At 60.1% G+C, this 20,030-nt stretch carries 17 protein-coding genes; 10 read left to right on the top strand and 7 right to left on the bottom strand.

All coding sequences use genetic code 11. The features are described 5' to 3' along the window. From grxC to AC1DVH_RS03490, 3 genes are read left to right on the top strand one after another with little or no spacing between them, the layout of a single operon-like run. Entirely contained in the window at positions 1–255 is a 255-nt protein-coding gene (gene grxC / locus AC1DVH_RS03500; protein ID WP_108216188.1) for a glutaredoxin 3, read from the top strand. 56 nt (positions 256–311) lie between these two features. Further along, the gene (gene secB, locus AC1DVH_RS03495) at positions 312–797 is read left to right on the top strand and encodes a protein-export chaperone SecB (RefSeq protein WP_477752639.1); all 486 of its coding nucleotides are present in this window, start codon (positions 312–314) and stop codon (positions 795–797) included. 18 nt (positions 798–815) lie between these two features. Continuing rightward, a complete protein-coding gene (locus tag AC1DVH_RS03490; protein WP_477752638.1) occupies positions 816–986 on the top strand; it encodes a hypothetical protein in 171 nt (56 codons plus the stop codon). On the opposite strand, the gene trmL is transcribed toward AC1DVH_RS03490, so the two are convergent. Then, a complete protein-coding gene (gene trmL / locus AC1DVH_RS03485) occupies positions 979–1,434 on the bottom strand; it encodes a tRNA (uridine(34)/cytosine(34)/5-carboxymethylaminomethyluridine(34)-2'-O)-methyltransferase TrmL (protein WP_090452600.1) in 456 nt (151 codons plus the stop codon). The genes AC1DVH_RS03490 and trmL overlap by 8 nt on opposite strands. Between trmL and AC1DVH_RS03480 the strand changes: the two genes are divergently transcribed. Further along, the gene (locus AC1DVH_RS03480; RefSeq protein WP_477752637.1) at positions 1,433–1,873 is read left to right on the top strand and encodes a hypothetical protein; all 441 of its coding nucleotides are present in this window, start codon (positions 1,433–1,435) and stop codon (positions 1,871–1,873) included. The genes trmL and AC1DVH_RS03480 overlap by 2 nt on opposite strands. A gap of 555 nt (positions 1,874–2,428) precedes the next feature. On the opposite strand, the gene ntrC is transcribed toward AC1DVH_RS03480, so the two are convergent. Both ntrC and glnL read right to left on the bottom strand, forming a co-directional pair. Further along, entirely contained in the window at positions 2,429–3,865 is a 1,437-nt protein-coding gene (gene ntrC, locus AC1DVH_RS03475) for a nitrogen regulation protein NR(I) (RefSeq protein WP_056852210.1), read from the bottom strand. Continuing rightward, positions 3,862–4,947 carry a nitrogen regulation protein NR(II) gene (gene glnL / locus AC1DVH_RS03470; protein ID WP_057712404.1) on the bottom strand — a complete coding sequence of 362 codons (1,086 nt, stop codon included), beginning with the start codon at positions 4,945–4,947 and terminating at the stop codon, positions 3,862–3,864. The genes ntrC and glnL overlap by 4 nt, the downstream gene beginning before the upstream one ends. Before the next feature lie 23 nt (positions 4,948–4,970). On the opposite strand from glnL, the gene AC1DVH_RS03465 reads away from it, so the two are divergent. Further along, the gene (locus tag AC1DVH_RS03465) at positions 4,971–5,129 is read left to right on the top strand and encodes a hypothetical protein (protein ID WP_477752636.1); all 159 of its coding nucleotides are present in this window, start codon (positions 4,971–4,973) and stop codon (positions 5,127–5,129) included. 48 nt (positions 5,130–5,177) lie between these two features. Here AC1DVH_RS03465 and AC1DVH_RS03460 read toward each other — a convergent pair whose 3' ends face one another. From AC1DVH_RS03460 to glnA, 3 genes are all read right to left on the bottom strand, one after another. After that, positions 5,178–5,798 carry a DUF4124 domain-containing protein gene (locus AC1DVH_RS03460; protein WP_477752635.1) on the bottom strand — a complete coding sequence of 207 codons (621 nt, stop codon included), beginning with the start codon at positions 5,796–5,798 and terminating at the stop codon, positions 5,178–5,180. Further along, positions 5,795–6,310, bottom strand: coding sequence for a DUF4124 domain-containing protein (locus AC1DVH_RS03455; protein WP_477752662.1), 516 nt, complete (start codon positions 6,308–6,310; stop codon positions 5,795–5,797). Before AC1DVH_RS03455 ends, AC1DVH_RS03460 begins: the two co-directional genes overlap by 4 nt. Positions 6,311–6,606: 296 nt before the next feature. After that, a complete protein-coding gene (glnA, locus tag AC1DVH_RS03450) occupies positions 6,607–8,013 on the bottom strand; it encodes a type I glutamate--ammonia ligase (RefSeq protein ID WP_008002929.1) in 1,407 nt (468 codons plus the stop codon). A 328-nt stretch (positions 8,014–8,341) separates the two neighbouring features. Here glnA and thiI point away from each other — a divergent pair, with 328 nt between their 5' ends. Beyond that, positions 8,342–9,796, top strand: coding sequence for a tRNA uracil 4-sulfurtransferase ThiI (thiI, locus tag AC1DVH_RS03445; protein ID WP_477752634.1), 1,455 nt, complete (start codon positions 8,342–8,344; stop codon positions 9,794–9,796). A gap of 139 nt (positions 9,797–9,935) precedes the next feature. Then, positions 9,936–11,756: a translational GTPase TypA gene (gene typA, locus AC1DVH_RS03440; RefSeq protein WP_477752633.1), complete on the top strand. Its 1,821-nt coding sequence runs from the start codon at positions 9,936–9,938 to the stop codon at positions 11,754–11,756. 217 nt (positions 11,757–11,973) lie between these two features. Here the strand turns inward: typA and AC1DVH_RS03435 are convergent, their stop codons facing one another. Further along, positions 11,974–12,411, bottom strand: coding sequence for a YkgJ family cysteine cluster protein (locus AC1DVH_RS03435; RefSeq protein WP_477752632.1), 438 nt, complete (start codon positions 12,409–12,411; stop codon positions 11,974–11,976). A gap of 254 nt (positions 12,412–12,665) precedes the next feature. Here AC1DVH_RS03435 and AC1DVH_RS03430 point away from each other — a divergent pair, with 254 nt between their 5' ends. From AC1DVH_RS03430 to AC1DVH_RS03420, 3 genes are all read left to right on the top strand, one after another. After that, on the top strand, positions 12,666–15,116 hold the full coding sequence (locus AC1DVH_RS03430) for a glycogen/starch/alpha-glucan phosphorylase (RefSeq protein ID WP_477752631.1): 2,451 nt from the start codon (positions 12,666–12,668) through the stop codon (positions 15,114–15,116). A 148-nt stretch (positions 15,117–15,264) separates the two neighbouring features. Beyond that, entirely contained in the window at positions 15,265–18,456 is a 3,192-nt protein-coding gene (locus AC1DVH_RS03425; protein ID WP_477752630.1) for a DUF2339 domain-containing protein, read from the top strand. Next, positions 18,453–19,826, top strand: coding sequence for a DUF3999 domain-containing protein (locus tag AC1DVH_RS03420; RefSeq protein ID WP_477752629.1), 1,374 nt, complete (start codon positions 18,453–18,455; stop codon positions 19,824–19,826). The genes AC1DVH_RS03425 and AC1DVH_RS03420 overlap by 4 nt, the downstream gene beginning before the upstream one ends. Positions 19,827–20,030: the final 204 nt, after the last annotated feature.

Below are 20,030 nucleotides of genomic sequence, written 5' to 3'. Positions count from 1 at the left end.
ATGAGTAGCGTCGTCGTCTATTCCAGCGATTACTGCCCTTTCTGCTCGCGAGCCAAGTACCTGCTCGAGAACAAAGGCGTGGCCTTCGAAGAGATCAAGGTCGATGGCAAGCCGCAGGTGCGCGCTGCGATGGCCCAGAAGGCCGGGCGTACGTCCGTGCCGCAAATCTGGATCGGCAGCACCCACGTGGGCGGTTGTGATGATTTGTTCGCCCTGGAGCGTGCCGGCAAGCTCGATGCGCTGCTCAGGGCCTGACGGTAATACCCCAAACAAGCAAACCTAAAAGAACCCTGGATCAAGAAGGATCTGCGATGACTGACCAACAGAACACTGCTGCGACCGAAGAAGAAACTGCACCGCAATTCTCCTTGCAGCGCATTTATGTGCGTGACCTGTCCTTCGAAGCTCCGAAAAGCCCGGCGATCTTCCGCCAGCAGTGGGAGCCGAGCGTCGGTCTGGATCTGAACACCCGTCAGAAGACGCTGGAAGCCGACTTCCACGAAGTCGTGCTGACCCTGTCGGTTACCGTGAAAAACGGTGACGAAGTGGCGTTCATCGCTGAAGTGCAACAGGCCGGGATCTTCCTGATCAAGAACCTGGATGACGCTTCGATGAGCCACACCCTGGGTGCGTTCTGCCCGAACATCCTGTTCCCGTACGCTCGTGAAACCCTGGACAGCCTGGTGACCCGCGGTTCGTTCCCGGCACTGATGCTGGCTCCGGTGAACTTCGATGCGCTGTACGCGCAAGAGCTGCAACGCATGCAGGCTGCTGGCGACGCTCCGACCGTTCAATAAAGAAGCTTCGTTTGGCCCATGAAAAAAGCGCCTTTGACGGCGCTTTTTTCATGGGGTAAACGAAACCTTCATGTAGGAGCTGCCGAAGGCTGCGATCTTTTGATTTTGATTTTGATTTTGATTTTGATTTTAAAGATCAAAAGATCGCAGCCTGCGGCAGCTCCTACATTGGGTCATGGTGTTATTTGAAGTCGTTCTGACGCCAGGCTTCGTACACGGCCACCGCTACGGTATTGGACAGGTTCAGGCTGCGGCAGCCCTCGCGCATCGGCAGGCGCAGGCGTTGCTCGCCGGGCAGGGCGTCCAGCACCTCGGCGGGCAAGCCCCGGCTTTCCGGACCGAACAGGAACGCATCGCCCGGGGCGAAGCTGGCGTCGTGGAACGGCCGCGAACCCTTGGTGGTGAAAGCGAACAGTCGTGGATGGCCGAGGCTTTCCAGGCAGCTGGCAAGGTCGGCATGGCGTTGCAGGGTGGCATACTCGTGGTAATCGAGGCCGGCCCGGCGCAGGCGCTTGTCGTCCATCTCGAAGCCCAGCGGTTCGATCAAATGCAGGTGGCAGCCACTGTTGGCGCACAGCCTGATAACGTTGCCGGTATTCGGCGGAATTTCTGGTTGGAAAAGGATGACGTGAAACATGCACGGCTCCGAAGGTAAAGATGACGCGCATTCTACGCCGCCAGAAGGCGTGCGTTCGAAACTATTCCTGCGGGTGATGGGCTCGCTGGCGATTGTCGGGGTGATGGTCGGGATGATGATCGGTCGGCTGACCACGCCAGACCCCAGCCAGTTGCAGCAGGTTGAGGTGACGAGCGACGGGCTGGTGGTGTGGTTCAACAACGAACCCAAGACCCACGGCGAGATGGTTGAGGGCAGTGTCGCGCTGCTGTTTGGCGCCGAGGGCAAGGCGCAGAAAGGCCAGCTCAAGCTCGGCGGCAAGGACGTGAACTGGCGGGTACGTTTGAGCGATGGGGGGGTGTTGCTGACACTGGTGGCGGCCCGGCCCCTGCAGGGCGAGTGGGCCGGTAGCGAGGTCGATGACCGCTGGCGGCTGGAGATCCATCTCCGGGAGCAATAAAAGAGGGAATCCCCGGCCTGCCTGTACCAAGGTTCCCGAAACGGGAGGCTCGTCGCGAGTGCGGTTTGAGCCTGGTGTAAAGAAGGAACCCCTGACCTGCCTGTATCAAGGGCCCCAAAACGGCTGGGCTCGTCGCGGATGCGGTGTGAGCCCGGTGTAAAGAGGGGAATCCCCGGCCTGCCTGTACCAAGGTCCCCGAAACCGGGTAGGTGAACTGATTCACTTGATAGGGTTATTGCAGGGGGCGTGCCAGGTTTTAACAAGTTGAAACAGAAAGCTGCGTATAAACGCCGAAAGCCCCGTAATCCGGGGCTTTCGTGTTTTTGCGATAGGGGTTCGATTGCGAACGCAGGCAGGGTTTCGACGCTGTTTTTGTGCGCGATTGCGGTTCACGGTGCATTGCGGCGGTGCACTGATAACCCAAAAAGCATCGCGAGCAAGCTCGCCCCACAGGGTTCGATGGTGTCTACACRATAGTGAAAACACCGAAAATCCACTGTGGGAGCGAGCTTGCTCGCGATTGGGTCTAACGATCAGCGAAGTACTAGAGGCTGATTAGCCCTCATCCCCCTCATCATCATCCCCGCCATCCACCTTCATCCCCAATTCCTTGATCTTGCGGGTCAAGGTGTTGCGCCCCCAGCCCAGCAACACGGCGGCATCGCGGCGGCGGCCGGCGGTGTGCTTGAGGGCGGTCTCGATCATGATCCGCTCGAAGGCCGGCACGGCGCTGTCGAGCAGGCTCGACTGACCACGGGCCAGCGCCTGGTCAGCCCACTGGCGCAGGGCCTGCTCCCAGTTGGTCACTGGCGCCGAATCCTGTGGCAGGCTCAGCAGCTCCGGTGGCAGGTCGCCGATGTGCACTTCGCGACCCGAAGCCATCACCGTGATCCAGCGGCAGGTGTTCTCCAGCTGCCGCACGTTGCCGGGCCACGGCAGGTTCTTCAGGTATTCCTCGGTTTCGCTTTTCAGCAGCTTTGGCTCGACGGCCAGCTCCTGGGCTGCGCGGCTGAGGAAGTGCTTGGCCAGGGTCGGGATGTCTTCGCGACGGTCCGACAGGCGCGGGATGTGGATGCGGATCACGTTGAGGCGATGGAACAAGTCCTCACGGAATTTTCCGGCATGCACCAGGGTTTCCAGATTCTGGTGAGTCGCAGCGATGATGCGCACATCGACCTTCACCGGCACATGACCGCCGACGCGGTAAAACTCGCCATCAGCCAGTACGCGAAGCAAGCGGGTCTGGGTGTCAGCCGGCATGTCGCCGATTTCATCGAGGAACAGCGTGCCGCCGTCAGCCTGTTCGAAGCGCCCGCGCCGCAGGTTGGCCGCGCCGGTGAACGCGCCTTTCTCGTGGCCGAACAGTTCGGATTCCATGAGGTCTTTGGGGATCGCCGCCATGTTCAGCGCGATGAACGGCGACGCTGCCCGCGGACTGTGACGGTGCAGGGCGTGGGCCACCAGCTCTTTACCGGTACCCGATTCGCCATTGATCAGTACGGTGATGTTGGAGTGGCTCAAGCGCCCGATGGCGCGAAATACTTCCTGCATCGCCGGCGCTTCGCCGATGATTTCCGGGGTGCGGGTCAGGGTCGGGGCGACTTCCAGGCCTTGTTGTTCCTGGGCGTGCTGGTTGGCGCGTTTGACCAGGGAAACAGCTTCGTCGACGTCGAACGGCTTGGGCAGGTACTCGAAGGCGCCGCCCTGATAGGACGCGACAGCGCTGTCCAGATCGGAGTGAGCGGTCATGATGATCACTGGCAGCCGTGGATGCTGCTCGCGAATCCGCGCCAGAAGGTCCAGGCCGCTGGCGCCGGGCATGCGGATGTCGGAAATGATCACGTCCGGCTGCTGGCGCGCCAGGCGGCTCATCACACCATCGGCGCTGTCGAAGCTTTGCGTGGTCATGCCTTCCTGCTGCAGGGCTTTTTCCAGGACCCAACGGATAGAACGGTCGTCATCGACGATCCACACGGTTTCACTACGGCTCATGTCGATGTGGCTCCTTGTTCCAGTGGCAGAAAGATCGAGAAAGTGGTGTGGCCGGGGTGGCTGTCACATTCGATCAGGCCCTGGTGCTGGCTGATGATGTTCTGGGTAATGGCCAGGCCCAGCCCGGTACCGTCCGGACGACCGCTGACCATGGGAAAAAAGATGGTTTCCTGAAGTTCCGCAGGAATGCCCGGGCCGTTGTCGATGATCTCGATCTTGGTCACCAGGCGATGACGTACATGGCCGATGGTGAACTGGCGCATGGCGCGTGTGCGCAGGCTGATGCGACCCAGGCGCAGTTCGTTCTGGCTGCTGATGGCCTGCATGGCATTGCGCACGATATTCAGCACGGCCTGAATCATTTGCTCGCGGTCGATCAGGACGTCGGGGATGCTTGGATCGTAATCGCGCACCAAGGTGATGCAGCCCTGGCTTTCGGCCTCCACCAGATGGCAGACACGCTCAAGTACTTCATGGACGTTGCACATGGCCAGCGATGGAAGCTTGTTGGAGCCGAGCATGCGGTCCACCAGGTTACGCAGGCGGTCGGCTTCTTCGATGATGACGTTGGTGTAGTCGCGCAGGCTTTCTTCCGGCAGCTCCCGGGCGAGCAATTGTGCCGCGCCGCGAATCCCGCCCAAGGGGTTCTTGATTTCATGGGCAAGGCCGCGCACCAGCATCTTGCTGGTTTCCTGTTTCGATAGCTGTGCTTCTTCCTTGGTGATCCGCAGCAGGCGGTCACGAGGGTGGACTTCGAGCAGCAGCATCGTGTCGCCGTTGCTCAGAATCGGTGTTACCGCGTAGTCGACTGTCAGGGTCTGGCCGGTGAGGGCGGTGAGCATGGCTTCGCGCTTGGTGAACGGGTGAGCTTGTTCGACGGCCTGGCGCAACGAGTTCAGCGCCTCGGTCGATTCGGTAAACAACTCACTGATGAACTGCCCATGGCTGCGTTGACCGCTGATGGCCAGCAGCATCTCCGCCGCCGGGTTCATGTACTCGAGGCGCAGTTCGGCGTCGAGCAGGATGGTGGCAGTGGTGAGGTTGTCGAGTAGCAAACGGTGGAGTGCGTCGCTAATGGTCATCGGGACCTCTTTTAGGGCAGAGCATGCGCAAGAAAAAAGCGCTGGTACGGGCAAAATGCAAAAACCAAACCAAGGCTCCGAAAAGAAGCGTTCAGCGCCTGAAACGGGCGTTTGACGCTCGTTTGCGTGGCGCTTTGCCAGCTTTGGCGGGTACTTTCGAACCAAAATGGGTTGGGATGTGAGTACGGTGCAAGCAATTGCACCAATATAGTGCGCAAACCTGAACGAGGTTAGAACAGTCGCAAGAATGGATTTTTTTCTTCGGCGGGTTTGTTGTTGAGCTGGCATTCCGGCCGCTGGCCGTAGTCTTCGAGAGTGCAGGGTTTGATCTTGCGCTTCTGGGCGAGAGACGTGCGCTGCATGTGGAAAGGTTGGTTGGCGGTGCGTTCGACGATGCGCCCCTGTTCGTCGAGGATTTCCACCGACAGGGTATGGCTGCCGCGATCGATGTTGCTCAATGGGAACACCGGGCTCAGGCCGGGTTCGGCGGTGGGCTGGCCGTCGAGCAGCAACCGGTAGCTGTGACCGGGTTGCAGGGCGGGTTCGTTGGTGGCGCTGACGATGACTTCGCCGGTATTGCTGCGGATGGTTGCGTCGGGTTCCGGGATCAGGATGCGCAGCACCTCATAGTGGAGCAGCGCTTGTACTTCGGGACTGCTCTGGGCAAGCAACGGCGCTGCACTGTTGGGGTTGGCCGCTATTCGATTGCTCTTTGTCAGCGGTACACGCTTGGCGTTGCCGGATTTGGGCTGGTCGGTGAAAACCCGATTGCCCTGGGCGTCGACATACATGAAGACCTCTGCCGAGGCGGGCAGGGCGATCAGGCAGGTGATCAGTAGCCACGCCTTCAAGGCTTGTGCACCCGCTGTACAGTGAATCTCTCCGCAGGGCTCTGCTGCACAACGTTTTCCCCGTCGATCACTTGTACGGCGAGACGGTGTTCGCCGCGATCGATGTTCACCAGTTGCAGGATCGGCACATTGCCTGGCTGGCCGTAGGGCTGATCGTCCAGCAGTAGCTGCAACAGGTGGGGGGCTTGCAGGCGCGGCTTGATCAGTACCGTTATGGTGAACGTGCCGTTGTTGGCACGCAGGGCTTCGGTGGTGGGCAGGCCGGTCAGCTCCAGTACTTCATAGGTCTTGTGGGGCGGTTCATTGCGAGCGGCTTCAGCAGCAGGTGCGGCCTCGCCGGGAGGCTGGCGCTCGACGCTGTTGAGGGGCGGCAAGTCGACCAGATGGGCGCTGACGCCGTCAGGCGGTTGATTGCTGTACGCGGCGCCGCCGTTGGCGTCCGTGTACTTGTAGATCTGCGCCGTGGCGGGCAGAACGATCAGCAGCAGGATGAAGAGAAAACCGCGACCCATGGAATTGACCGGAAACGAAAGCATTGGGTTGCAGCATAGGCCAGGCTTGGCGGTTATCCCAAGCCGTTAACATTTGGTTTTCTTTTCTGAGATATTCCAAGCGCCATAAATCCCTGTGGGAGCGAGCTTGCTCGCGATAGCGGACTAACAGGCAATATCAATGGTGAATTTGATGCCCCCATCGCGAGCAAGCTCGCTCCCACAGGGTCCATCGTCAATCATGGAAATGTGGGCAATAAAAAGGCCTCCCGAAGGAGGCCTCTTTTTGTCACGCCGCGTGTTGCAGCGCTACCGGATCAGCAGCTGTAGTACAGCTCGTATTCCAGTGGGTGTACGAAGGTACGTACCTTGATTTCTTCTTCGCTTTTCAGGGCGATGTAAGCGTCGATGAAGTCGTCGCTGAAAACGCCGCCTTTGGTCAGGAACGCACGACCTTTGTCCAGCTCTTCCAGGGCTTCTTTCAGGCTGCCGCAAACTTGTGGGATCTCTTTGGCCTCTTCAGGCGGCAGGTCGTACAGGTTTTTGTCAGCGGCATCGCCAGGGTGGATTTTGTTCTGGATGCCGTCCAGGCCAGCCATCAACAGTGCGGCGAAGCACAGGTACGGGTTGGCAGCCGGATCCGGGAAGCGTGCTTCGATACGGCGGGCTTTCGGGCTCGACACGTAAGGAATACGGATCGAAGCGGAGCGGTTGCGAGCCGAGTAGGCCAGCATCACTGGAGCTTCGAAGCCTGGAACCAGACGCTTGTAGGAGTTGGTCGCCGGGTTGGTGAAGCCGTTCAGGGCCTTACCGTGCTTGATGATGCCGCCGATGAAGTACAGAGCGGTATCGGACAGACCGGCATAGCCTTCGCCTGCGAAGGTGTTCTTGCCATCTTTCCAGATGGACATGTGTACGTGCATACCCGAGCCGTTGTCGCCGTACAGCGGCTTAGGCATGAAGGTAGCGGTACGGCCGTAGGCATCGGCTACGTTGTGCACGACATACTTCAGGGTTTGGGTTTCGTCGGCTTTCTTCACCAGGGTGTTGAACTTGACGCCGATTTCGTTCTGGCCGGCAGTCGCCACTTCGTGGTGGTGAACTTCGACGGTCAGGCCCATTTCTTCCAGTGCGTTGCACATGGAGGTACGGATTTCGTGGTCGTGGTCGAACGGTGGAACCGGGAAGTAGCCGCCTTTGACGCCTGGACGGTGGCCTTTGTTGCCGCCTTCGATGTCCTGGTCGGACATCCACGAACCTTGTTCAGAGTAGATCTTGAACATGGAGCCGGAAATGTCGGACTTGAACTTGACCTGGTCGAAGATGAAGAACTCTGGCTCTGGACCGGCGTACACGGTGTCACCGATAGCGGTGGCTTTCAGGTGCTCTTCGGCGCGCTTGGCGATCGCACGTGGGTCGCGATCGTAGCCTTGCATGCTCGAAGGCTCGATGATGTCGCAGACCAGGATCAGGGTCGGTTCTTCGGTGAACGGATCCAGAACAGCGGTGGAGTCGTCCGGCATCAGAATCATGTCGGAGGCTTCGATGCCTTTCCAGCCAGCGATGGAGGAACCGTCGAACATTTTGCCGACTTCGAAGAAGTCGTCATCCAGCGCATCGCGAGCCGGCATGGTCACGTGGTGCTGAGTGCCTTTGGTGTCCGTGAAGCGCAGATCAATCCACTTGACGTCATGATCTTTGATGAGTTGAACCGACTTCGACATAGTGTCCTCCGGGTGGCTTCGGGCTGGTAATGGATGCCCTTAAATGTGGGTGATGCCGGCGCGAATACTCTGCCAAGGCAACCTGCCTCACAAGGGAGCAAATTGCATGCCAGTGCCCCAGCATGGGTTTTTTGCCCCAATTTCACGCCTGTCAGGCGGAAAAGTACCTTAAAGCGGAAAATCCCGCCCTACAATGTGGCGCTCATTTCAATAAATGACCTGTTTTGGTGCGCACGAAACCTTCTGCACATWAACTGGTTAAACCTTGAGCAATTTCCGCTATAATCCGCGCCCCCCTTTTTCGGCWGGCCCTGCGCGCGCTGTTTCCATGAAATTAATCGTAAAAGTCTTCCCCGAGATCACCATCAAGAGTCGACCTGTCCGGACGAAATTTATCCGCCAGTTGGCCAAAAACATCCGCGCCGTGCTCCGCGATCTGGACCCGGCCGTGGTGGTGAGCGGCGTGTGGGACAATCTCGAGCTGGAAACCCGCGTCACCGACCCGAAAGCCTTGAAAGAGATGGGTGAGCGCCTGACCTGCATGCCGGGCATCGCGCACTTTCTGCAGATCGACGAGTACCCGCTGGGCGACTTCGACGACATCACCGAAAAGTGCAAACACCACTACGGCGATGCGCTGGCCGGGAAGATTTTCTCGGTGCGCTGCAAGCGTGCGGGCAAGCACACGTTCAGCTCGATGGACGTCGAAAAATACGTCGGCAGCAAGCTGCGTCGTGAGTGCGGCGCCGCCGGGATCGACTTGAAAGCGCCGGAAATCGAAGTCCGCATCGAAGTTCGCGACCAACGGTTGTTCGTGATCCACAGCCAGCACAACGGCATCGGCGGATATCCGCTGGGCGCCCTGGAGCAGACGCTGGTGCTGATGTCCGGCGGCTTCGATTCCACCGTGGCGGCCTACCAGATCATGCGCCGTGGCCTGATGGCGCACTTCTGCTTCTTCAATCTGGGTGGACGTGCCCACGAACTGGGCGTCATGGAAGTCGCGCATTTCATCTGGAAGAAGTACGGCAGCTCCCAACGCGTGCTATTTGTCAGTGTGCCGTTCGAGGAAGTGCTGGGCGAAATTCTCGGCAAAGTCGATAACAGTCATATGGGCGTAGTATTGAAGCGTATGATGTTGCGCGCTTCCTCCCAAATTGCCGATCGACTGCACATCGAGGCGCTGGTAACCGGTGAGGCGATCTCCCAGGTGTCGAGCCAGACGTTGCCAAACCTGTCAGTGATCGACTGCGTGACCGACAAGCTGGTGTTGCGTCCGCTGATCGCCAGCCACAAGCAGGACATTATCGACACGGCAATCGAAATCGGTACCGCCGATTTCGCCCGGCACATGCCGGAGTACTGCGGCGTCATCTCGGTCAATCCGAAGACAGCGGCCAAGCGCTATCGCGTCGAGCATGAAGAGAAAGAATTCGATATGGCGGTACTCGAGCGTGCGCTCGAAAACGCCAAACTGGTGCCGATCGATCGCGTGATCGATGAACTGGGCCAGGACTTGCAGATTGAAGAAGTCAGCGAAGCGCTGGCCGGTCAGATCGTCATCGACATCCGTCACCCGGATGCCGCTGAAGACGACCCGCTGGACCTCGCTGGCATCGAGGTACAAACGATGCCGTTTTATGCAGTGAACGCTCGTTTCAAGGAACTGGACCCTACTCGCCAGTACCTGCTGTATTGCGACAAAGGCGTGATGAGTCGCCTGCATGCCCACCATTTGCTCAGTGAGGGGCATGCCAATGTGCGCGTTTATCGACCGAGCTAAGTGCCCGGGGCTGTTTGCCTGTGGCCTGCGTCACCGGCCCCCCGATGCCACCGTCAAGCTGTAACGGCTTTCACGGACGCTACTGTTAATCGCTGCCAAGACTTGTCAGCACACCGAATCCTCTGATCGAGATACACAAGTGATCGAAAATCTACGCAACATCGCCATCATTGCCCACGTTGACCATGGTAAGACCACCCTGGTAGACAAACTCCTGCGTCAATCCGGCACCCTGGAGCGCAACGAGCTCAACGACGAGCGCGTGATGGACTCCAACGACCAGGAAAAAGAGCGCGGTATTACCATTCTGGCGAAAAACACCGCCATCAACTGGAACGGCTACCACATCAACATCGTGGACACCCCGGGCCACGCCGACTTCGGCGGTGAAGTTGAACGTGTAATGTCGATGGTCGACTCCGTTCTGCTGCTGGTTGACGCTCAAGACGGCCCTATGCCGCAAACCCGTTTCGTGACCAAGAAGGCTTTCGAAGCCGGCCTGCGTCCAATCGTGTGCATCAACAAGGTTGACCGTCCAGGCGCGCGTCCGGACTGGGTTCTGGACCAGATCTTCGACCTGTTCGACAACCTGGGTGCCACCGAAGAACAGCTGGACTTCAAAGTCGTCTACGCCTCGGCCCTGAACGGTATTGCCGGTCTGGAACACACCGACATGGCTGAAGACATGACCCCGCTGTACCAGTCGATCGTCGACAACGTACCAGCACCGAAGGTTGACCGTGATGGTCCGTTCCAGATGCAAATCTCGGCACTGGACTACAACAGCTTCCTGGGTGTTATCGGCGTTGGCCGTATCGCTCGTGGTAGCGTCAAGCCGAACACCCCGGTTGTGGCTATCGGCGCCGACGGCAAGAAGCGTAACGGTCGTATCCTGAAGCTGATGGGTCACCACGGCCTGCACCGTATCGACGTTGAAGAAGCTTTCGCCGGCGACATCGTGTGCGTGAGCGGTATGGACTCGCTGTTCATCTCCGACACCCTGTGCCAGCCGGACAATGTCGAGGCGATGAAGCCTCTGACCGTTGACGAGCCAACCGTTTCCATGACCTTCCAGGTAAACGACTCGCCTTTCTGCGGTAAAGAAGGCAAGTTCGTGACTTCCCGTAACATCAAGGAACGTCTGGACAAAGAGTTGCTGTACAACGTTGCACTGCGCGTTGAAGAAGGCGACTCGGCCGACAAGTTCAAGGTTTCCGGTCGTGGTGAGCTGCACCTTTCGGTACTGATCGAAACCATGCGTCGCGAAGGCTTCGAAATGGGCGTTGGTCGTCCTGAAGTGATCATCCGTCAGGTTGACGGCGTGAAGCAGGAACCGTTCGAAAACGTAACCATCGACACCCCTGAGGAATCCCAGGGCAAGGTTATGGAAGAGATGGGCCTGCGTAAGGGCGACCTGACCAACATGGTGCCGGATGGCAAAGGCCGTGTGCGTCTGGAATACAACATCCCTGCTCGTGGTCTGATCGGTTTCCGTAACCAGTTCCTGACCCTGACCAACGGTGCTGGCATCCTGACCTCGATCTTCGATCGCTACGACACCATGAAGTCCGGCGACATGTCCGGCCGTCAGAACGGTGTTCTGGTATCGGTAGAAACCGGCAAGGCTCTGACCTACTCCCTGGAAACTCTCCAGGCGCGTGGCAAGCTGTTTGTTGAACACGGTCAAGAGATCTACAACGGTCAGATCGTTGGTCTGAACAGCCGTGACAACGACATGGGCGTCAACCCAACCAAAGGCAAGAAGCTCGACAACATGCGTGCTTCGGGTAAAGACGAAACCATCGCTCTGGTTCCACCTGTTCGCTTCACCCTGGAACAGGCTCTGGAATTCATCCAGGACGACGAGCTGTGTGAAGTGACTCCTAAGTCCATCCGTCTTCGCAAGAAGATCCTGGACGAAGGCGAGCGTACCCGCGCTGCCAAGAAAGCCAAGGCATAAGATTTAGCCTTGCTTAACGAAAACGCCCCCGGTCGAAAGGCCGGGGGCGTTTTTGTTTGTCTGGGGTTTGTGTGGCGTTTGTACTGGCCTCATCGCGAGCAAGCTCGCTCCCACAGTGTTCGAGGTGAACCACAAATTGTGTGAACACCACAGAACCCCTGTGGGAGCGAGCTTGCTCGCGATGAGGCCAGTACCAGCGCCGCAAATTCCGGGGGTATCAGAACCGCTCGATACTCCGCGAATTCTGCACGCGCTCCACTTCTTTCGGCTTGTAGGCGCAATACCCCGGCCGCGGGCCGATTTTCGGGTGGTTGCGGCAGGTATCCGGGCGCTTTTCATAAATAGTGCACAGACGGCTCTTACGATCCAGGTACAGGCAATCGTTGTTGCTCATGCGCTGGAGGGTAAAGATTCCTGACTTCTGGTTGAAACGCTCGACCAACCCTTCCTTTTGCAGGCGTTTGGCGATGTTCTTCGGCGGATCGCCCAGCTCGAACTCATCAACCACGCCGATGCGGATCAGGTCCTTGATCTTGACCTCGACGGGCAGGGTGCAGCAGCTGGACATGCACGAGCCGCACATCGGGGCAGAGTACTTGGCCCAGGTATCGAGGCGGTCGATCTCTGCGGCAGCGATCAGGTTCGGCTTCATCATCGTTTGTTACCAGCGTGTGCATCAGGGCGCGCGATCATACCGGGACCGGTGGATTTTTGAACAACCTTTCGCCAGATTTTTTCACTGCCGGCCAATAAGCCGCTAATCCGGCACGGCCCCTGCATTGAATCAGGTATACGACAATGTATTGCCGACCCGATTCGCACTTACAGGAAAAACTGCCGAACCAGAGCCTCTACCGCCTGTCAGACCGTCTAGGCTCAGACAACCCAAGCTCGCTCGAGGTCCTATCGATGACTCAAGAACCACTTGTTCGCGAAGCAGAGGTGGCCGCATTTCGCGACGCCGTCTTGACCAAACTCACTTACGCAGTGGGTAAAGACCCGGATCACGCCTTCGACCATGACTGGTTCGAAGCCATTGCCCTGGCCGCGCGGGACCACATGGTCGAGCACTGGATGGACCATACGCGGCAGATCTACCGCAAAGGTCAGAAGCGCGTTTATTACCTCTCCCTGGAATTTCTCATCGGTCGGCTGCTGTTCGACAGCCTGAGCAACCTCGGCCTGCTCGACGTGGCCCGCGAAGCCCTGACCGAACTCGGTGTCGATCTTGAGCGCATCCGCTTGCTGGAGCCCGATGCGGCCCTGGGCAACGGCGGCCTCGGGCGTCTGGCGGCGTGTTTCCTGGAAAGCATGTCGACCCTCGGTATCGCCGGTCATGGCTACGGCATCCGCTATGAGCACGGGTTGTTCCGCCAGGCGATTGTCGATGGCTGGCAGCAAGAGCAGACCGAACACTGGCTGGATTTCGGCAACCCTTGGGAATTCGAGCGGCCTGAAGTGGTTTATCCGATCGGCTTTGGCGGCAGCGTCGAAACCGTGACCGATGACAGCGGCAAGTCCAGGCAAGTCTGGCACCCGGCGGAAACCGTACGGGCCATTGCCTACGACACGCCGGTGGTCGGCTGGCGCGGGGCGAGCGTCAACACCCTGCGCCTGTGGCGCGCCCGGGCCATGGAAGATCTGCACCTGGAGCGTTTCAACGCCGGCGATCACCTGGGCGCCGTGGCCGAAGTAGCCCGGGCCGAGAGTATCTCCCGCGTGCTCTATCCAGCGGACAGCACCGAAGCCGGCCAGGAACTGCGCTTGCGTCAGGAATACTTCTTTGTCGCCGCGTCCCTGCAGGATTTGCTGCGCCGCCATCGCAACATGCACACCTCGGTACTGACCCTGGGCGATCACGCGGCGATCCAGCTCAATGACACTCACCCCTCGATTGCCGTCGCCGAACTGATGCGCCAGTTGGTGGACGTCTACGACGTGGCGTGGGATGCGGCGTGGCAAGTGACGGTCGACACGCTTTCCTACACCAACCACACCCTGCTGCCCGAAGCGCTGGAAACCTGGCCAGTGGGTTTGATGGAGCGCATGCTGCCACGGCACATGCAGATCATTTACCTGATCAACGCCCAGCACATCGACTCCCTGCGGGCCAAAGGCATCCACGACTTCGACGTGTTGCGCGCGGTATCGCTGATCGAAGAAGACAACGGACGCCGGGTGCGCATGGGCAACCTGGCGTTTCTCGGTTCCCACAGCATCAACGGTGTGTCCGGGTTGCACACGCAACTGATGCGCCAAACGGTGTTCTCCGAACTGCACAAGCTCTACCCGGAGCGGATCAACAACAAAACCAACGGCATCACCTTCCGCCGCTGGCTGTATCAGGCCAACCCCGAGCTGACCTCGATGCTGGTCGATGTCCTCGGGCCGCAAGTGCTGGACAACCCGGAAGAGCGTTTGCTCGCCCTCGAACCGTTCGCCGAGAAAAATGCATTCCGCAAGGCATTTGCCGAGCAACGCCTGCACAGCAAGAAAGCCCTGGCGTACCTGATTCATGAGCGGCTGGGCGTCGCGGTCAACCCGGCAGCGATGTTCGACGTGCAGGTCAAGCGAATCCACGAATACAAACGCCAGTTGCTCAACCTGATGCACACCGTGGCGTTGTACCAGGCGATTCGCGCGGAACCTGAAATCGACTGGGTGCCACGGGTGAAAATCTTTGCCGGCAAGGCCGCCGCGAGTTATCACCAGGCCAAACTGATCATCAAACTGACCAACGACATCGCCCGGGTGGTGAACAACGACCCGACCGTGCGCGGCTTGCTCAAAGTGGTGTTCCTGCCCAACTACAACGTCAGCCTGGCGGAGAGCATCATTCCGGCGGCGGATTTGTCCGAGCAGATCTCCACCGCCGGTTTCGAAGCGTCAGGCACCAGCAACATGAAATTCGGCCTGAACGGCGCGCTGACCATCGGCACCCTGGACGGCGCCAACGTGGAAATGAGCGAGCGCATCGGCACCGAGCACATGTTCATCTTTGGTCTCAGCGCACAGCAGGTCGAGGCGCGCAAACAGAACCATGAGTTCAATGCGGCACCGGATATCGCCGCCTCCCATCGTCTGAACGATGTGCTGCAAGCGATTCGTGGCGGCGTGTTCTCGCCGGATGATCCGTCCCGTTACACCGGCCTGATCGACTCCTTGGTAGATTTCGACCGCTTCCTGGTCTGCGCCGATTTCGACTCGTACTGGAATGCACAGATGCGCGTCGAAGCCCATTGGCACGATTCGAACCAGTGGTGGCGTTCGGCGGTGTTGAACACGGCGCGGATGGGCTGGTTCTCGTCGGACCGGACCATTCGCGAGTACGCCACGGAGATCTGGAAGGCGCTGGAGTAAGTCTTCAGGCAGGTGGATATACTGGCGCGCCGGAAAAGATCGCAGCCTTTGGCAGCTCCTGCAGGATCGCGTAGGAGCTGCCGAAGGCTGCGATCTTTTGGGCGCTGGTTACGCTAATCTTTCGGGATTGAGCTTAGGGATATCGACCATGCAATGGATTTTCATGCTGATCGGGCTGGTGCTCGGCTGGATACTCGACGAGTCATTCAGTGATGCACTGCTGGGCGCGTTACTCGGATTGGGTGTCGGCCAAGCCGTTCGCATGGCTCGCATGGACGCTCGGGCAGCCGAGCAGCAGCACTTGCTGGAACAGGCACAGGTTGCGCTGCAAGCGGTCGAGCAACGGCTGGCAGTGCTTGAAGCATCAGGCGTCAAGGCGCCGGAAACCCGTGAACCGCTGGTATCGCCTGAAGCCCTCCTTGATGAAACACCTGCCATAGTCCCGGAATTGATCTGGGAGCTGCCGCCCGAGCTCGAGCCAATCCCCGCAGCGGCCAGCGAAGTCGCCGATGCCTGGAAATCCGAGCCGACTGCTCGTGAGGCACAACCACCTGTCCCCCCGCATGGCCCGAACCTCATCGACCGCGCCATCAGTCGCGCCCGCGCCTGGCTGTTCGGCGGCAATACAGTCTTGCGGGTCGGCGTGGTGTTGCTGTTCCTCGGCCTGGCCTTTCTGCTGCGCTATGCCACTGAAGGCGTGGTGGTGCCGGTTGAGTTGCGCTACGCCGGTGTGGCGGCCGCAGCCTTGGGGTTGCTCGGATTGGGTTGGTGGTTACGAGCGCGCAACAGCAGTTACGCGTTGATCTTGCAGGGCACCGGGATCGCCGTGTTGTACCTGACAGTGTTTGCCGCGATGCGCCTGCATCCGTTGCTCGATCCCTCGGCGGCGTTTGGCCTGCTGGTGGCGGTGACGATCTGTTCGGCGATTCTCGCCATTACCCAGGACTCCCTGGGGCTGGCCGCCGCTGCCGCACTGGGTGGCTTCGCCGCGCCCATCCTGGCCTCCACCGGCGCCGGCAGCCACGTCGCGCTGTTCAGTTACTTTTCCCTGCTCAACGCCGGCATCCTCGCCATCGCCTGGTTCAAGGCCTGGCGGCTGTTGAATGTCATCGGATTCACCGGCACCTTCGGCATCGGTTTCGCCTGGGGCCTGCGCTCCTACTCGCCGGAGTTGCTGTGGAGCACCGAGCCGTTCCTGATTGTGTTTTTCCTGATGTACCTGGCCATTGGTCTGTTGTACGCCCGGCGCAAGTTGATGGCGATGAGCGATGCACCGGCAGAGGGCAATCGCGAAGCGCTGCTGCAGTGGTCGGCGCGCAAGGGTGACTACGTCGACGGCACACTGCTGTTTGGCCCGCCGCTGGTGGGTTTCGGCTTGCAGTTCGCACTGGTGCAGCATCTGGAATTCGCTGCGGCGTTCAGTGCCTTGACGCTGGGCATGATTTACATGGGACTCGCCCGTTGGCTGATGGCCGGGCGCACGCTGTTGCTGGGGGAAACCTGCCTGGCCTTGGGGGTGATCTTCGCCAGTCTGGCGATTCCGCTGGGGCTTGATGCGCGCTGGACGACGGCGGCGTGGGCGGTGGAAGGCGCGGGGATCTTCTGGCTCGGTCTGCGTCAGCAAAGGCCCCTGGCCCGGGCCTTTGCCTTGCTCCTGCAACTGGGGTCGGCGCTGGCGTTTCTCAGCGAGTTGCACAGCAGCGAGAGCAGCCTGCTCGGCGGTGTGCCATTAGGCGCGCTGTTGTTGGGTGTCGCGTTGTTGTTCAGCTTCTACCAGTTACGCAAAGCCTTGCCGGAGCAGATCAGGCCCTGGGAGCTGATAGGCCTGCCAGTCCTGGCTTGCCTCGGGCTGGCGTTTCTCTATTTGCTGGCACCGCTGTTTTTCTTCAGTCACGGCACGGTGATCAGTTGGGCCTTGGCCGGGGGGCTGACGTTGTTGGTTGGCTTGCGTCTGCAATCGCGCACGTTCGTGTTCACCGCGCTCTCTGTGCAACTGTTGGGTGGCGCGCTGTTCCTGGTAACAGGACCGCAGCTCAGTGACGGTCTGCGACCCCTGGCCCATGGCGGGTTCTGGGCGCCGCTGGTGCTGGGGCTGGCCGCGATGTTCGGGGCCTGGCGTTTGCAGATGAGTCGTGTGCGTGGAGCGTTGAAAGGGTTGAGTCTGTTGCGGTTGTCCCAGGCGTTGCTGGTGTGGGGCGCAGGTTGGTGGGCGTTGGCCTGGGTCATCGAGGTGCTGCATTTCGCGTCGTTGCCGATGCAGGCGACTTTTTTGTTGAGCATGGCTGCCGTGAGTGTCGCGCTGTGGACAGCGTTGGCGCTGCGCCTGAGTTGGCCGTCACTGGGCGTGCTCTGCACAGTGTTGATTCCCGCGGCGGCGCTGGTGCTGCTGGCGGCCTGGCACTCGCGTTATCACCCGGCGGCCAACGCCGGCTGGCTGGCGTGGGCCGCCGTGTTCGTCGTGCATTTCATGTCCCTGCGGCGTCTGGCGCCCATGCTGCCGGCGCGCGTGCTGAGTGTCGCCCATGTGCTCGGCTGCTGGCTGTTGATGGGGGTGCTGGCTCTGGAGCTGCGTTACGCTTTGCTGGTGTTGTCCGAGCAATACAACGCCTGGCGCTGGTTGGGCTGGGCGATTCTGCCAAGTCTGTATCTGGTGCTGATGGCGGCACCTCGCGCGTGGCCTTGGCCGGTGTCGACATATTCGAGGGAATACCGTGTATACGCCGCCGCGCCGCTGGCGTTACTGATGCTCGGCTGGTTCTGGCTGGCGAATGTCGCCAGTGACGGCAACGCTGAACCTCTGCCCTACGTGCCATTGATCAACCCGCTGGAGCTCGGCCTGTTGTTCGCGCTGTTCGGCGTCTATGCCTGGTCCCGCAGTGCCATGACACAACTGGCGGTCCGCGAGGATTACGTCGCCATCGCCACGCAAGGGGTCGCAGGTGCCTCGCTGTTCATGTTCTTTACTGCATTGGTAATGCGTACGGCGCACCATTGGAGCGGGGTGCCGTTCGAGCTGGATCTGTTGCTGGCGTCGATGCGTGTACAAGCCGGCCTGTCCATCGTCTGGACCCTGATGGCCCTGAGCTTGATGATCGGCGGCCATTTGCGTCGCCGCCGCGAAGTCTGGCTGATCGGCGCCGCCTTGATCGGCGTGGTCGTGGCCAAGCTGTTCTTTGTCGAATTGAGCAATCGTGGCGGGCTGGCGCGGATCGTGTCGTTTATTGGAGTCGGCGTCTTGCTGCTGGTGGTGGGCTATTTCGCCCCGCTGCCGCCCAAGCGCGCCGACGCTGTGCCGGATACCGGGAAACCGCTCGCGGAATCCGAAGGAGTGTCATCTTGAGTCAGAAGCTGAACCTGGGTTGGCTGGCCGCTGTTGCCATGGGCGTGGTGTTGTCGGCGGTTGCCCAGGAAAAACCGGCGGACTTCACCACCCAAGTGCCTTTGTCGGTGACGGGCGAAGGCCCCTGGTATCGCCTTGAACTGCCCCTGAGCGTGCAACTGAATGCACGGCAGGCCGACCTGAGCGATGTGCGGGTGTTCAACGCCGTCGGTGATGTTCAGGCCTATGCCCTGGCCCGGGAGTCGGCGCAGAGCAGTGAAACGCGCACCTTGACCGAGGTGAAACGGTTTGCGTTGTACAACTCGGTGGACGCCACTGAAACCGCGCCGAGCGTACGGGTGCAATCGAGCGCCAACGGCACCTTGGTCGAGGTGCAGCCCTCAAGTCAGCTGGAGGCGGGTGAGGAGGAGTTGCGCGGCTGGTTGCTCGACGCTTCCGCGATCAAGGCGCCGTTGCGGCAATTGATTCTCGACTGGACCAGCGAGCGCGACGGCTTCGAGCGTTTCACCCTCGAAGCCAGCGACGATTTACAGCATTGGCAGTTCTGGGGCGAAGGGCAGGTGGCGCGCCTGACCTTTGCCGACGAGCGGGTCGAGCAGCATGAAATCGGCCTGCCGGGCCAGTCGGCGCGCTACTTGCGGTTGCTGTGGATCACTCCGCATTCGGCACCGACCCTGACTTCGGCGCAACTGCAAAGCGCCAGTACCCGCAGCCTGCCGCTGCCGTTGGTCTGGTCCCAGGCGTTGACCGGCAGCAGCACGAAGGCGGGTGAGTACACCTGGCAGTTGCCGATGGGGCTGAATGTCGAGCGAGTGCAGGTCGAGCTGAGCCAGCCCAACAGCCTGGCGCCGGTGAGTCTGGCCGGTCGGCGCGACAGCAGCCTGCCATGGCAGTCGTTGGGCAGCGGTTTGCTCTATCGCCTGACCCAGAACGGTCAGGATGTGGTGCAAAACGAATTGCCGTTGTCAGGGCAAATCGTCCAGCAATTGAAACTGACCGTGGACGAACGCGGCGGCGGCCTGGGTGATCAGGCGCCGACGCTGAAGTTTGCCGTGCGCGCCACGCAACTGGTGTTCCTGGCGCGCGGGCCGGGGCCTTACACGCTGGTTGTGGGGAATACGACGGCGAAGGCGGCGAACTTGCCGCTGTCGATGCTGATTCCGGATTACGGCCCGGCGAAGCTCGCGACCTTGGGCCGGGCCATGGTGGATGTCGGGGCGGTGGTCTCGAATGCATCGACTGAGAAAACGCTGGCTACGACGGACACCCAGTGGAAGAAGTTCGGCTTGTGGGCAGTGTTGTTGCTCAGTGTCTTGTTCCTGGCGGCGATGGCGTTCAGTTTGCTGCGCAAGCCTACTGCCAAATCCTGACAGTGGGTGCTACGCACCCAATCGCGAGCAGGCTCGCTCCCACATTTTGAACGCGTACCCCTGTAGGAGCGAGCCTGCTCGCGAAAGCGTTCGCCCAGTCACTGAAAGTGCCGAAATGACTGCAGTTCTCAGGCCCACACCCAGCCCATTTCCAACTACGCTCATCCCCGCACATGAACTCTCTTCAGCCGATCACGTCTGATA

The sequence above is a fragment of the Pseudomonas sp. P4_C3 genome (genome assembly GCF_056402075.1).
This window is presented reverse-complemented; position numbering and strand designations above follow the sequence as displayed.

Coding starts and splice junctions, on each gene's coding strand:
- grxC (WP_108216188.1), top strand. CDS start 1: ATGAGTAGCGTCGTCGTCTATTCCAGCGATTACTGCCCTTTCTGCTCG.
- secB (WP_477752639.1), top strand. CDS start 312: ATGACTGACCAACAGAACACTGCTGCGACCGAAGAAGAAACTGCACCG.
- AC1DVH_RS03490 (WP_477752638.1), top strand. CDS start 816: ATGAAAAAAGCGCCTTTGACGGCGCTTTTTTCATGGGGTAAACGAAAC.
- AC1DVH_RS03480 (WP_477752637.1), top strand. CDS start 1,433: ATGCACGGCTCCGAAGGTAAAGATGACGCGCATTCTACGCCGCCAGAA.
- trmL (WP_090452600.1), bottom strand. CDS start 1,434: ATGTTTCACGTCATCCTTTTCCAACCAGAAATTCCGCCGAATACCGGC.
- ntrC (WP_056852210.1), bottom strand. CDS start 3,865: ATGAGCCGTAGTGAAACCGTGTGGATCGTCGATGACGACCGTTCTATC.
- glnL (WP_057712404.1), bottom strand. CDS start 4,947: ATGACCATTAGCGACGCACTCCACCGTTTGCTACTCGACAACCTCACC.
- AC1DVH_RS03465 (WP_477752636.1), top strand. CDS start 4,971: ATGCGCAAGAAAAAAGCGCTGGTACGGGCAAAATGCAAAAACCAAACC.
- AC1DVH_RS03455 (WP_477752662.1), bottom strand. CDS start 6,310: ATGGGTCGCGGTTTTCTCTTCATCCTGCTGCTGATCGTTCTGCCCGCC.
- glnA (WP_008002929.1), bottom strand. CDS start 8,013: ATGTCGAAGTCGGTTCAACTCATCAAAGATCATGACGTCAAGTGGATT.
- thiI (WP_477752634.1), top strand. CDS start 8,342: ATGAAATTAATCGTAAAAGTCTTCCCCGAGATCACCATCAAGAGTCGA.
- AC1DVH_RS03435 (WP_477752632.1), bottom strand. CDS start 12,411: ATGATGAAGCCGAACCTGATCGCTGCCGCAGAGATCGACCGCCTCGAT.
- AC1DVH_RS03430 (WP_477752631.1), top strand. CDS start 12,666: ATGACTCAAGAACCACTTGTTCGCGAAGCAGAGGTGGCCGCATTTCGC.
- AC1DVH_RS03425 (WP_477752630.1), top strand. CDS start 15,265: ATGCAATGGATTTTCATGCTGATCGGGCTGGTGCTCGGCTGGATACTC.